Annotated in this window: 9 protein-coding genes; 3 read left to right on the forward strand and 6 right to left on the reverse strand. The window is 65.6% G+C overall.

Annotation, left to right across the window (positions count from 1 at the left end; genetic code table 11):
- Positions 1–1,032 (reverse strand): helix-turn-helix domain-containing protein, encoded by a 1,032-nt coding sequence (locus tag DTO57_RS00230; RefSeq protein ID WP_114116243.1) that lies wholly within the window; start codon positions 1,030–1,032, stop codon positions 1–3.
- Between the two features lie 39 nt (positions 1,033–1,071).
- A complete protein-coding gene (locus tag DTO57_RS00235) occupies positions 1,072–2,499 on the reverse strand; it encodes an MFS transporter (protein ID WP_222843206.1) in 1,428 nt (475 codons plus the stop codon).
- Positions 2,500–2,910: 411 nt separating this feature from the next.
- Between DTO57_RS00235 and mobF the strand changes: the two genes are divergently transcribed.
- Positions 2,911–6,465: a MobF family relaxase gene (mobF, locus tag DTO57_RS00240; RefSeq protein WP_070638553.1), complete on the forward strand. Its 3,555-nt coding sequence runs from the start codon at positions 2,911–2,913 to the stop codon at positions 6,463–6,465.
- 8 nt (positions 6,466–6,473) lie between these two features.
- On the opposite strand, the gene DTO57_RS00245 is transcribed toward mobF, so the two are convergent.
- The 3 genes from DTO57_RS00245 to DTO57_RS00255 form a co-directional block, all read right to left on the reverse strand.
- Positions 6,474–7,349 (reverse strand): helix-turn-helix transcriptional regulator, encoded by an 876-nt coding sequence (locus DTO57_RS00245; RefSeq protein ID WP_229730359.1) that lies wholly within the window; start codon positions 7,347–7,349, stop codon positions 6,474–6,476.
- Between the two features lie 105 nt (positions 7,350–7,454).
- Positions 7,455–8,618, reverse strand: a complete 1,164-nt coding sequence (locus DTO57_RS00250) for a Cmx/CmrA family chloramphenicol efflux MFS transporter (RefSeq protein ID WP_070637989.1) — start codon at positions 8,616–8,618, stop codon at positions 7,455–7,457.
- Positions 8,619–8,881: 263 nt separating this feature from the next.
- Positions 8,882–9,883 (reverse strand): DNA-processing protein DprA, encoded by a 1,002-nt coding sequence (locus DTO57_RS00255; RefSeq protein WP_070638547.1) that lies wholly within the window; start codon positions 9,881–9,883, stop codon positions 8,882–8,884.
- Positions 9,884–10,094: 211 nt separating this feature from the next.
- Here DTO57_RS00255 and DTO57_RS00260 point away from each other — a divergent pair, with 211 nt between their 5' ends.
- The gene (locus tag DTO57_RS00260) at positions 10,095–10,424 is read left to right on the forward strand and encodes a sulfate permease (protein ID WP_070637987.1); all 330 of its coding nucleotides are present in this window, start codon (positions 10,095–10,097) and stop codon (positions 10,422–10,424) included.
- A gap of 331 nt (positions 10,425–10,755) precedes the next feature.
- Positions 10,756–11,664: a DNA adenine methylase gene (locus tag DTO57_RS00265; protein ID WP_070637984.1), complete on the forward strand. Its 909-nt coding sequence runs from the start codon at positions 10,756–10,758 to the stop codon at positions 11,662–11,664.
- Here DTO57_RS00265 and DTO57_RS00270 read toward each other — a convergent pair.
- Entirely contained in the window at positions 11,615–13,132 is a 1,518-nt protein-coding gene (locus DTO57_RS00270; RefSeq protein ID WP_070637982.1) for a hypothetical protein, read from the reverse strand. The two genes, DTO57_RS00265 and DTO57_RS00270, sit on opposite strands and share 50 nt — an antisense overlap.
- Positions 13,133–13,218: the final 86 nt, after the last annotated feature.

A 13,218-nucleotide genomic window follows, 5' to 3' on the forward strand; every position in this document is an offset into this window, starting at 1 on the left:
CTACCGGACTACCGGAGCGAGGGTGTCCTCGGTTGTCGCACGAGCTGATCCTGCGGATATCGTCGGGGCAGATGCGCGCTTCCGCCGGTTGAGTACGGAACCTTCTCCGTAGCTCAAAGCCCGATAACCGGCGGGAGTCAGCCCGACGCTACGGCGGAACTGGCGCGTAGCGAAATCTGAATCGCTCCAACCCACCTCGCGAGCAATCAGAGCGATCGGCGCATCGGATTCGCGCAGGAGCGCGGCCATCCGCTCGGTGCGAAGCATCGTGAGATAGGCGATAGGAGACTTCCCGAACGCCTCCACGAACAAGCGGCCGAGCTGCGACTTTGAGAGATGTACCTCGTCAGCGAGCTCAGTCGTAGACCATCGTCGCTGGGGTTCAGCACGCAGGAGATCAGCTGCCCTGCGAACTTCCGCTCGCAATGGTGCGAATCGGCGATGTCGTGGCGCGGACGGCCACGTTGTAGTGCGCTGCGTCGGCGACACTCGCACCTGCGAAGTCTTGACGAAGGGCGCGATCACATCGACCAGGCTGAACCAAAGAGCCTGCATCCGGTAGAAGTTCTTCGCGGGTCGTCCTTCGATGCTTAATGCCGCCAACTCATCGAGCCAGGGCATCAGCCCCTGGGTGCGATCCTCGCCGAGGCGGAGTACCTGCGCAGGTTCGGTGTACATCGTTGCTGCGAAGTCCTGGGCGTCGAGACGGTGGCACAAGCTGCCGACGTGCTGCCAGAACACCTGGTCGATCACATAGTCCGTGTCTGCGTAGATCGTCGTTACGGTGATGTGCCCCTCGGGCTCGCTGCCACATAGAGTGTTCGCGCCGAGCAAGATTACGTCGCCGGGCCCGACGGGCTGTTCACCAAACTCACTGAAGAGGATTGCCGAGCCATCGCGAACGACGATCACCTTCACGCAGTCGTACGCGACCGGCAGGCGAGCACGGGAGATGGTTGCGGTACGAACTATGAGTGGTTCGTACCGCAACCCTCGCCTGCTTCGATCAAACGAGCTGTTCGAGGGCGCCATAGAGCACCTCGTCCATCACATTTACGTGCTCGCGGATGCCTACGAACTGCCCATCGAGTCAGTGTTCGTGACTTCGACGTTGGGGAGGGCAATTCGCGCGGCAATGCCGCCTGCAATACAGAGACCAACAATTGCGAGTCCGCTGCTGAGTACGTAGGGCGATAGCCCGTGGGCGATCGACGTAAAACCCAAGCCGACGTAGACGGTGACCCCCGCGGACCCGCCGAGCTGGTCCGAGGCCCGCTGGACCCCGGACGCGACTCCCGCATCCTCTTCTGTGACCTCGGTCACCGCCGCATACTGCAGTCCAACGAGCCCGAATCCCATGCCTGCGGCGATAAACAGCATCGCGGGGGTCAGCAGCCATGCGGGGGCTTCCAACTGCGCAGCTACAGCGATCACGATCATGCCTACTCCTGCGGAACTTAGCCCGACAACGATGCAAGAACGCGCTCCCCAGCGCCCCAAGAGGCGGGGCACGATGGTCACGGCGGCGATGAGTGCCACGGCAAGGGGCAGGAGTAGCAGACCGGCTTCCAGTGGGGAAAGACCGACTTCATCCTGTAGGTAGAACGTGAACAGCAGGAATGATGTCGAAAGCGCCGCGCTCAGTAGTGCAGTCGCAAGATTTGCTCGCACCCGTGTTCGGTTATGGAAGAAGGTCAGAGGAACCAGAGGATTCGCGGCTCGGCGTTCCACTGTGACGAACAGGCCTGCGGCGACACTCGCTCCTACCAGGGCGGCGATTGCTAGCCATGGCAGATTCCCGGTGTTCTCTCCGGCTTCGACCACCCCGAATGCGAACAGCAGGGGTGCGCTCGTCAGCAGGATCGATCCAAGGAAATCCAACGGGGCGCGCTCTTGTTTCTGGTCGCGTGGCAGGAGGACGACCGTGGCGAGCAGTACGAACAGAATGAATGGAACCGCGATGAGGAAGATCCATCGCCACCCCAGGTGTTCGGTGATGATTCCCGAGAGCACGAATCCCAGTACGAGACCGCAGCTCGCCACTGCCGCCCAGACGCTCAGCGCACGGCTGCGAGCCTTCCCTTCGGGGAACAAGAGCACGATCGTTGCCATCGCAGCAGGCAGGGCGAGTGCTTCACCTGCTCCCTGGAGCAACCTGGCGATCACGAGTAGCGCGAAGGAATCTGCGAGCCCTGCCATCAGAGAGGCTGCTCCGAAGATCGCGGTACCGGTGAGAAGGAGGCGGCGGCGGCCAAAGACGTCCCCCAGGCGGCCACCGAGCATGAGCAAGCCACCGCCTGCGATGGTGTAGCCGACGACCACCCATGTCAGGCCGCGCGGGTCAACGCCCAGATCGTTGCCAATGGATGGCAGCGCTACGTTGACCACGGTGACATCTACGGCGATGAGGAATTGCAGGACAGACAGGCACACGAGGACTGCCCAGGAATGTGCGGCCGAAACTTGCGCTGGCCGCGACGATGAGGTGCTGAAAGACATTGAAACTCCGCTGCTCGAATGAAGAATCGGGCGACAACGTGTGTCGCTCCGAACCGACGATCAAGCGACGGAACGTGGAAACTGAAAAGTGAGAAGACGTTCCGCCGCTAGCGGAGCGTCTCCGTCACAGCGGCAGCGGCCGCAGCAGAAGCACCTGACATGCCTCCCATCCTAACCGACAGCAACTACGGATGCTTCGGCCCTGCTGTCCTACGTCCCGCGTTGAGACGCCCCGTCGACGTGGCGCCGGGCTGCGCCAGCCCGCCGCCACCCTCTCGCAGGTCACCAGAGCCACCACACGTCTTTCAGACGAGGCGCGAGCCGTCCCGAGTCGCATTGGATGCGATCGGGCTCGCGGGCTCACCTGCCCTCCGAACGCCGGCGGAAGGAGCAGCCCAGGTGACGGTTTCGATGCGCGTGATGAGCGCGGGCGATGGGTACAAGTACCTGTTGAAGTCCATCGCCGCGGGCGACGGCGACCGGAGCCTGAGCACGCCACTGACCCGCTACTACGCGGAGGCGGGGACGCCGCCGGGCTTCTGGGTGGGCTCGGGGCTGGGCCAGCTCGGGCACGGCGAGCTGGTCGAGCGAGCGCAGGTCTCAGAAGCTCAGCTCGCGCTGTTGATCGGGATGGGCCATGACCCGATCACGGGCGAGCCGCTGGGCCGCTCCTACCAGCAGTTCGCGTCAATCGGAGAACGGATCAAGCAGCGCGTCGACGCCCTCGACCCCGAGTTGGGGCCGGCGACTCGAGCGCAGGAAGTAGCTGCGATCGAGGCGGAGGAAGCCGAGCGCGGCACCCGCCGCGCGGTAGCCGGTTACGACTTCACGTTCAGCGTGCCGAAGTCGGTCTCCACGATCTGGGCGGTTGCCGACGCCGGCACCCAAGCCCTGATCGCGGACGCCCATCATGCGGCGGTTGCAGAGCTGGTTGCGTTCCTCGAACGCGAGGTTGCCGCAACCCGCGTCGGTGCAACCGGCCCGGACGGCGCGGTTGCGCACGTCGATGTCGCCGGAGTCGTGGCCGCGGCGTTCGATCACTACGACAGCCGCGCCGGCGACCCGCAGTTGCACACCCACGTCGTCATCAGCAACAAGGTCCTGACCGTGCAGGACGGGCGTTGGCGGACCCTCGCGGGCCGCCCGATGCACGCGGTGGTCGTCGCGGTCTCCGAGCTCTACAACGCCGCTCTGGCCGATCAGCTCACCCGTGTCCTCGGCGTCGAGTGGGAGGCCCGCGAACGTGGCAGGGACCGGAACCCGGCATGGGAAATCGAGGGTGTGCCCGACGAACTCGTGGCCGAGTTCTCCACCCGGTCACGGCACATCGAGGCCGAGAAAGACCGCCTCATCGCGGAGTACGTCGCCAAGCACGGCAGGCAGCCCTCATCCCGAACGGTGCTGAAACTGCGGGCACAGGCGACACTCGCCACGAGGCCGGAGAAGGAGGTCCGCTCGCTGGCCGATCTCACCGCCGAGTGGCGACAGCGCGCCGGCCGGGTGCTGCGCCGGGAAGCGAACGGCTGGGCGCGCACCCTCACGACGGCGAACGCACAGGCACCACGGCGAGTGCTGCGCGCCGACGACGTGCCACTGGATGTAGTGCGCGAGGTCGGGCAGACCGTGATGGAGACGGTCGGTGAGAAGCGCTCGACCTGGACCCGCTGGAACCTGCACGCCGAAGCATCCCGGCAGTTGATGGGGTGGCGGTTCGCCAGCATCCAGGACCGGGAGGCGATCACCGGGCTCGTGGTCGATGCCGCCGAGCACGCTTCGCTGCGGCTGACGCCGCCGGAGCTGGCGTCGAGCCCGTTGCAGTTCCGCCGCATGGACGGCACCTCCCGGTTCCGCCCGCACGCCTCGACCCTGTTCTCCTCCGAAGCCCTGCTGGCCGCCGAAGACCGACTCCTGACACGCGCCGCTGACACCTCCGGGCAGGTGGTGCCGTTGGAGACGGTCGAGAGGATCGCCCGCAGGCCCGACGCGCGCGGCCGGGTGCTCGGCGAGGATCAGGCCGCGGCCCTTGCCGCGATCGCGGTCTCCGGTCGTGTCGTGGACGTGCTGGTCGGTCCGGCTGGGGCCGGGAAGACGACAGCGATGAACGGGCTCCGGCGGGCGTGGGAGAAGGAGCACGGCGCCGGCTCGGTGATCGGGCTCGCCCCCTCGGCGGTCGCCGCGCAGGTCCTTGCCGATGACCTCGGCATCGCTACCGAGAACACGGCGAAGTGGTGGCAGAACCACATCATGTACGGGACTACGTTCACGGCCGGGCAGCTCGTCATCATCGACGAGGCGAGCCTGGCCGGAACGATGTCGCTGGATCGGCTCACCCGTGAAGCCGAGAAGGCCGGCGCGAAAGTCCTCCTGGTCGGCGACTGGGGCCAGCTCCAATCACCCGGCGCCGGCGGCAGCTTCGCGATGCTCGTGCACGATCGCGACGACGCCCCCGAGCTGACCGATCTGCACCGCTTCACCAACGAGTGGGAGAAGACCACTTCGCTCCAGCTCCGCCACGGACGCGCCGAGGCGATCGACACCCTGATCGAGCACGGCCGGATCACCGGGGGCGATGAGGAAGCGATGATCGACGCCGCCTACACCGCATGGCGACGTGATCTTGCCGCCGGGCGCGCGTCGATCCTGGTCACCGAGACCCACGCGACCGTCACCGAGCTGAACGCCAGGGCGCGGGCGGATCGGATCATCGACGGCACCGTGAATCCCACCCGCGAACTGCCGCTGCGCGACGGCACCGCGGTCTCGGAGGGCGATCTGGTCATCACCCGCGAGAACGACCGGCGGCTCCGTAACGGCCGAACGTGGGTCCGCAACGGCGCCCGCTGGATCGTCACCGGGGTTCGGGAGGACGGGTCGGTCAGCATCCGCCCGGCCGGACGCAGGTTCGGCGGCGGGATCGTCCTGCCGGCCGACTACGTGGCCGAGCACCTGGACCTCGGCTACGCGATCACTGCGCACCGCGCCCAGGGCGTGACCACCGACACCGCGCACGCGGTTGTCACCGCCACCACCACGCGGGAGAACTTCTACGTCTCCATGACCCGCGGCGCCCACAGCAACCACGCCTACGTCGCCGTCGGCCGAGAAGACGTCGAACACGCGGTGCCGCATCCCGGCGACAACCCGAACATCACCGCCCGCTCGATCCTCTACGGCGTGTTGCAGCACATCGGTGCCGAGCTGTCCGCGCACGAGACGATCGCCGCCGAGCAAGACCGCTGGGGCTCGATCGCCCAACTCGCGGCCGAGTACGACACCATCGCGCAAGCCGCTCAGCACGATCGCTGGGCGACCTTGCTCGCCGCGTCCGGGCTCACGGTCGAGCAGATCGAAGACGTGCTCGGCTCCGACGCCTACGGCGCGCTGTCGGCCGAGCTGCGCTACGCCGAGGCCAACCATCACGACCTCGACGCGCTGCTCCCGCGTTTGGTCGCCGCGCGGAGCCTGGACGATGCCGACGATATCGCCTCCGTCCTGCACGCCCGCGTCGCGCGCGCCACCGTCCGGCCCGCTGGCTCAGGCCGCACTCGCAAGTCCCCGAGGCTGATCGTCGGATTGATCCCGCACGCTGGCGGGCAGATGACCGAGGACATGCGGCAAGCCCTGGACGAGCGCCACGAGCTGATCGAAGCCCGCGCCGACGGCGTGCTCCGCGGTGCCCTCAGCGATAAGGAGCCGTGGGTAGCGAAGCTCGGCACGGTGCCGAAGGACAAGAAGCAACAGGCGGCATGGTGGCGCGCTGCTCGCACAGTCGCGGCCTACCGCGACCGCTATCAGATCACCGACACCAGCACCCCGCTCGGCACCGAACCAGAAAACACCAGTCAGAAGATCGACTCCATCCGCGCCCGCGCCGCCCTCAACCGCGCCCAAGCCATCGCTGCCGACAACGCACCGGCGGAGCAACACCGGACGAACGTCGTGGTGCGGCAGGGGCCGAGCCTTTAAGACCGCCGTCAGCCAACCATCTGCGCTGCACGGTCGTGAATCATCGAGCGGTACTTGCGGGGCGTCACGCCGATGCTGCGGCGGAACTGACGTGCCGCGAAGTCAGGATCGCCCCAGCCGACCTTGCGGGCGATCATCGAAATCGGATCGTCTGTCGTGCGGATGAGGCGCGCCATCCGTTCCGTCCGTAGCATCGTCAGATAGGCGATCGGTGACTTGCCGTAGGCATCCACGAACAGTCGGCCAACCTGCGACTTCGACAGATGCAGTTCGGCGGCGAGGTCGCCCACCGACCAATGCCGAACTGGATCGCTCCGCAGCAGTTCAGCGCCTCTTCGTGCCTCTCGCCGTAGTGGGGAGAACCGGCGAACGCGCGGAACCGCCGGCCACGTCGTCGCTCGTTGCGTCGATGACAGGCGCGTATCCGACGTTCTGATGAACGGCGCGATCACGTGTGCGATGGAGAACCACAACGCCTGCACCCGGTAGAAGTTCTCGACCGGCCGGTGCTCAGTGCTGAGTGCCACCAGCTCATCCAGCCAGGGCTCGAGCGCACCGGCCCGACCTTCACCGAGGCGAAGTATCTGCGCGGGCTCGGTATAGATGGTGGCGGCGAAGTCTTGCGCGTCCAGTCGATCCTGCAATAGGCCGACATGCTGCCAGAACACCTGGTCGATCACATAGTCGGTGTCCGCGCAGATCGTCGTGACGGTCACCTGCTCTTCCGATTCCCCGCCACAAAGCGTGTTCGCGGCCAGCAGGATCACGTCGCCTACGTTGATCGGTTTCTGTCCGAACTCGCTGAGCAAGATCGCGCTGCCGTCGCGAACGACCGTCACGGTCACGCAGTTGAATGCCAGAGGCGCGACGGCTGCGCGGATCACTCTGGTTCGAGCTACGACTGGCTCGAACCAGAGTGATCCGCCGTGAAGAGGTGACATCGTGCTGTCGAACCCCGTCGGTGCCGGGTCTTCGTTCCGTGGTCGGTCCTACATGCCGGTTCCTTGGCGCTGGTTTGCGCTGCGCAACCACAGGAGCAGCGCGAGGCCGACGAGTGCTGCGCTGGTCAGGGCGATGCCGTGGGTTCCGACGAGGTGGAGGGCAAGGCCGCCCGCGATGGGGCCGATGATCGCTCCGATGTTGAGTGCTGCGGTGGAGTATGCCCCGGACATGGTTGGAGCCGATTCCGCTTCGGCCATGATCCGCGCGATCAAGGTGCTGCCGACGGCGAAGGACAAAGCGCCTTGCGTGAATGCGAGCGTCCACAGCAGGGCGGGACTGACGGGCGCGAGGCCGAGCGTGACCCAGCCGACGAGCAGGATGGGACTCGCGAGCCCGAGCAACGGACGCCAGTGACGGTCCCCGAGCCGGCCGGCCACGGTGACGCCGAGAAAGGCACCGATCCCGAACAGTGCCAGGAGCCCGGGAATCGCAGCCTCGCTTGCGCCCGCCGGTTGGGTAGCGATCACCGCCAGGTAGGTGAATGTGCAGAATGTCGCTGCGTTGACCAGGACCGCCAAGGTGACAGCGAGCTGCAGCGGTCTCCGGCGCAGTACCGACAGTTCGGCGCCAAGTGTCGCCGGGGTGGTGGCTGTGGCACCGGGCTCGGTCCGGGTCGGCGTCGCCACAAGCACGGCCGCCAGCGCGGGCAGACAGATGACGGCGATCGCCCACAGCGTCATACGCCACCCCAGCATCTCGCCGACGAGAGCGCCGAGGGGGACGCCGGCGATGAGTGCGAGGGTGGTGCCGCCGAGGATCACGGCCAGAGCGCGGGCGCGCTGGCCGGCGGCCACGATCCGACCGACCGTCGACAAGGCCACGGCGAGGAACCCGGCGTTCGCGAGGGCGGCGACGAACCGGGTCAGCAGGAGGACTGTGAAGGAGTCGGTGAGCGCCCCGATGATGTGGGCGATCACGAAGATGGCGAGGAACCCGGTCATCGTCCACCGCGGCGACAGTCTCCGGCCACCGGCGGCCATCGCGGGTGCGCCAATGACCATGCCGACCGCGAACGCGGAGGTCAGCAGACCGGCTTGGCTCAGCGACACGCCGAGCTCAGCGGCGATCGCCGGCAGCAGGCCGGCCAGGACGAACTCGGAGGTTCCCTGGGCGAAGACAGCCAGGGCGAGCAGATACAACAAGAAGGGCATAAGTGTGCTTCCGAAACATGAGAGAGCGGGTACGGGTGCGTATGGCACGACCGGTGTTTCGGATGCGCAAGCTCACACAGACGCGACGCCAAGGAGCGCACGCGAGAAGAGGATGAGGGAAAACGCCAGCATCACGGGCTACCGGTGTACCGGTAGCCCCGCTCTGTCTGATTCAGGCGATCCCATGCCGTCAAGACTACCGGAGAAGCATCGCCGACACCTCGGTGCCCAAACTACAACACCTTGATGCGGGGTGACGGAAGTCAGAGCGAGGGTCCCGGTGCGCCCGAAGACGGCCACCGGTAGCCGAGGTCCCGTCCAAGCTCCGATCGCGCAACAACGCGGTTTGGGGCGTTGGAATCGAGCAGAGCGATCACGTCGCTCGGCTGAGTGACGAGCACGGCGAAGCCTTGCTTGATGAGTTCGTTCGGTCCGGCACTGGCGACGCTGGTCACCGGGCCGGGCACCGCGCCCACGCCCCGGCCGAGTTCGCGTGCGGCGATGACAGTGGTCATCGACCCGGACCGAGGGCTGGCCTCGGGGATCACGGTTAGACCCGAGAGCGCCGCCAGCAGGCGGTTGCGAGCAAGGAACCTATACCTGGTCGGTGCGGCTCCCGGCGGCAGCTCGCTCACCAACAGCCCGACATCCCCAATGCGACTCAGCAGCTCACTGTGCCCGGCCGGGTAGGGGCGATCCAGCCCGCCGGTCAGGACCGCGATCGTCTGACCGCTCGCGGCGAGCACGCTCTTGTGCGCGGCGCCTTCGATCCCGTAGGCACCACCGGAGACGACGACCCGTTCTTCATCAGCCAGGCCCATCGCCAGCTCGCCGGCGACGTGCTCGCCGTAGGGGGTCGCAGCGCGAGCGCCCGTGATCGTGGCCCGATCGCTCAGCGGCGTCGTCAAGAACGAGGCCGCGCCGCGCGTCCACAGCAGGTACGGCGCACGCTCGCCCAGGTTGTTCAGGCCGGCGGGCCATTCCTTGTCCGCCGGGATGAGCGTGCCGAACCCGTGGCGCTCCGCCTGAGCCATCTGATCCAGCAGACCGGGCGTGACCCGCGCCGTCAGTCGTTCGCGCCACATCAGTGCGTCGGCGCGGGCCAGGCCGGGCACCTCGTCGTCGGACTCGATCAGCCGCAGCGTCTCGACCCCGCCGTGACGGGTGAGGACGTGGCCGGTGGCCGGGTCGTTAGGTTCGGCGATCATCGACAAGGCGATCCGCGCCATCCGCTCACCCTGCACCTGCTCCGCCAACGTCGCCATGATCGGTGTCCCTTCCGCTCCAAGGTCACCGACGAGGTACACGCCCGGCTGCCGCCGGGGTTCCCTCTGTCGCGAGTCAGTCGTAGACTCGGTAGCGAGGCAGATTCAGTAAACTACGCGGGTCCTTCGGGACGGCCCCTCGCGGGCACTCGGTTCATAGCCGCCTCCACGACGGAACACCGTCGCGCTATGACGAGGAATGAGGCCCGCAATGCTCCGGACGTGCGTGGCGCTCAGCGCACGAGGCTATGGCGTACTCCGCTACGCACCCACGAATCTGCTGCTCAACGCGATCCGCACACGGCGCGGCCTGAAGTGGGGCGTCCCCGCGATGCTGCTCGCCGGGGTCTACTTCTACGCCGCGGCGATCTGCACCACGATCATCAACGACGGCGGCCCCGGCTGGCTCTACCTGCTGGTCCTGCTGTTGGTCTGGAACGCCTTCAGGTTCCTCTGGATCGGCCCCGTCAGTCTGATCCAGCTCATAAGTGTCCGTGCGGGGGAGCGTCGCGAACGGCAACCGGTGCCGTCCTCGCGGTGACGCGCAGGCGAGCCCACCGCGCCGTAAGGCACTGACCACGACACAGTCGCATTCGGTTGGCGCGTCCCTTCGCGGTGTACCGCATCGATTCGGCGTGTCGATGGCTCTGTGATGTCGTTACGAGTAGTATCCGTTACATGCAGGACCTCACGAGCCTCAGCGACGCGGGCCTCACTGACGTTGATCGAGCGCTGCGTCATGAGCGGCTACGTCGCCGTAAGGCGTGGCGTAACTGCGAGCGCTGCGATCAGGCGTTCCTCGGTCGAGGTGATGCGCGCTTCTGCTCGGCTCGCTGCCGAGTCGCCGCGCATCGAGCAGGGAAGGAGTCCTGATGAGTGACACGCTGCGGGTTGTCGCGTCACGTCGGTACGGAACGCTCTCGCCGCTCCGCTATCCGGGAGGAAAGGCGGCGCTCGCTGGCTTCTTTGGCGACATCATCGATGCCCTCAGGGTCGAGCGCGCACGCTATATCGAGCCATATGCCGGTGGCGTGGGAGCTGGGATTGCGTTGCTCCGCGAGGGCATTGTCGAAGAACTGGTTGTCAACGACATTGACCCTGCGGTGTACGCCTTCTGGAAATCTGCGGTCGGAGACAATGCCAACTTCGTTGAAATGGTTGCGTCCGTCCCACTCACGATCGCTGAATGGCAGAAGCAGCGAGAGATATACAGATCGCGCGATGAGCGAGATTCACTCCGCCTCGGGTTCGCCTTCTTCTTTCTGAACAGGACCAATCGTTCAGGGATTCTGAATGCCGGAGTTATCGGCGGTCAGCGGCAGGAAGGGAGATACAAGATTGACGCCCGCTTCAATCGTGAAACGCTCATCGAACGATTGACTGCGATCGGAGGCCTGGCCGATCAGATCACGGTCTCAGACCTTGACGGCAGGACAGTGATCCAGCGTTACGCTCAGGACGATCGAGCATTTATGTACATCGATCCGCCCTATGTTCAGGCAGGGTCTCAGCTCTACCTCAACGCGTTCGACGGGCGCGATCACACAGCCCTCGCGGCGATCGTCAATACGGTTGAGAAGGCGCACTGGCTCATGACGTATGACACGGCTCCACTGATTGAGAAGCTGTATCGCGAGCACTTCCAATGCCGCTTGGAGCTGACCTACTCCGCGCGGTATCCGGGGCAGGCCGAAGAACTGCTCGTTGCATCGCCCGCGGTCGCCGGTGTGGTCAAGGCGTTGCAGGGGCAGACTGTAATGGCGGACGCAACAAGCGCCTGAGCAGCGGATTGACCACCTTCCACGCCTGCCGAACGTCCTCTGCGGTCACTGACGCATCTGCGCTGTGCGCGATGAGATTGAACCACTGGATAGAGCCATGTTTGTGGGCGTTTCCCGACTGTATGGCGCCGATGGTCGATTTGAGAGTCTTCTCCGAGCCATAGGTTTGCGCGACCACTTTGAAAACCGCACTCAACTCGCCTGTCGCGGGCGTTGCGGAGCCCTCAAAATGGACTTTGATGGTGGCTTCGAGAACAGAGCGCAATAGGATCGCGGACGCGATAGGCAAGTTTCCCAGGTTGATCCGTCGTAGCTCGAAGTAGCGCAGTTTGAGGTTCAGTGGTGCGTTCTCGTAGTCGAGGCCAGACAGATCGAGCGTGTCCTTTGTGTCTGGATGGTTCGGTCCACGGCTTCCTGCTCCGCTCGGAGGCTCCGGCTGGGGTGGCGTTGCCCCGCCGGTCGCGCTGCCGGGACCGCTTGGAGGCATTCCGTGGCTGCCACCTTGCGACGGTCCAGGCGGAGTCGGTGGTGCGGGCGCGGCGGGTGATGGTGTCGGCGTTGCTGTAGTGGGTACACCGTTGAGACGGTCCACGAACGGCTGGTAGGCGTCATCACGCTTCTTGAGCTCCGGAGAGCGGGTGTTGAGCCTTCCAGCGCGAAACTCCCCGACTAGATACTCCAATGCACCGAGCTTCTTCTTTGGAAGTTCCGACGCGATCTTTTCGGGAGTTGAGGACCGAGGAAGCAACATGCCGTCTCTATCGAACTCCACCCCGATCGCAGCCGCGATGTCCTTACTTCGGTACGCGTACTCAAAGGCCGACATCGCCAAGTCGTCGCTGGCGGCGTACTGCCGGAGGGTGTGATCGGAGAATGGCGCAGCGGCAAGGAAGCGTCGCATCACAGCCATCTTCATGAACCTTGCGACCTCGACATCGGGGTACTGCGCCTTGACGTCCTCCACAGTCGTCTGGTCGTCCACGAGTGAGTAGTAGAAGGTTGCTTGTTGGTCGCGGCTCCACCGCTTCTTGGAGATGCCAGTGTGCAGTCGGGCAACGTGCGGGGCGGCGGTCGCGCGATCAGTCGCCACGATCACGCGGATTCGCTCGGGGAGGTTCTCTGCCTCGACTGCGTACCGCTTGAGCAGTGAGCGAACCTCGGCTTCGTGACCAGGCACGATCGTCGGGTCGTAGAGAGCCTTGAGTGCGCTGACGCGCCGGTTGCCTTCCAGGACGATGTACGAAGGCGGCTCGTCCCGTGACTCCGCCGCGATCACGATCGGCACCTCGTTGTCGAAGTAGCCGTCGCGGAGGATCAGCCGCGCCGCGCCGAGGACGTCCTCGGAAGCGAACAGATACTTCAAGGCTCCGGCTTCATCGTCGCGACGCGTCGGGATGCGGTAGTTCTCCAGGTCGAGCAGGAGCCGGCTCAGTTCGACCTCCACGATGGGTAGCTGCTCGTAAGCCATGTCCAGCCTCGTCTCGATGATTCGTCCGGCGATCTACGCCCTCGGTGCCGAACGGACGAGAGCTGTCGTTCAGTCCTAACCGTAGC

It is taken from the genome of Microbacterium sorbitolivorans (genome assembly GCF_003327285.1).
GTDB lineage: Bacteria > Actinomycetota > Actinomycetes > Actinomycetales > Microbacteriaceae > Microbacterium > Microbacterium sorbitolivorans.

What these genes read in the sequence shown, in the direction of transcription:
- DTO57_RS00230 (WP_114116243.1), bottom strand. Translation starts at nt 1,032, where the DNA reads ATGGCGCCCTCGAACAGCTCGTTTGATCGAAGCAGGCGAGGGTTGCGG.
- DTO57_RS00235 (WP_222843206.1), bottom strand. Translation starts at nt 2,499, where the DNA reads ATGTCTTTCAGCACCTCATCGTCGCGGCCAGCGCAAGTTTCGGCCGCA.
- mobF (WP_070638553.1), top strand. Translation starts at nt 2,911, where the DNA reads ATGCGCGTGATGAGCGCGGGCGATGGGTACAAGTACCTGTTGAAGTCC.
- DTO57_RS00250 (WP_070637989.1), bottom strand. Translation starts at nt 8,618, where the DNA reads ATGCCCTTCTTGTTGTATCTGCTCGCCCTGGCTGTCTTCGCCCAGGGA.
- DTO57_RS00255 (WP_070638547.1), bottom strand. Translation starts at nt 9,883, where the DNA reads ATGGCGACGTTGGCGGAGCAGGTGCAGGGTGAGCGGATGGCGCGGATC.
- DTO57_RS00260 (WP_070637987.1), top strand. Translation starts at nt 10,095, where the DNA reads ATGCTCCGGACGTGCGTGGCGCTCAGCGCACGAGGCTATGGCGTACTC.
- DTO57_RS00265 (WP_070637984.1), top strand. Translation starts at nt 10,756, where the DNA reads ATGAGTGACACGCTGCGGGTTGTCGCGTCACGTCGGTACGGAACGCTC.
- DTO57_RS00270 (WP_070637982.1), bottom strand. Translation starts at nt 13,132, where the DNA reads ATGGCTTACGAGCAGCTACCCATCGTGGAGGTCGAACTGAGCCGGCTC.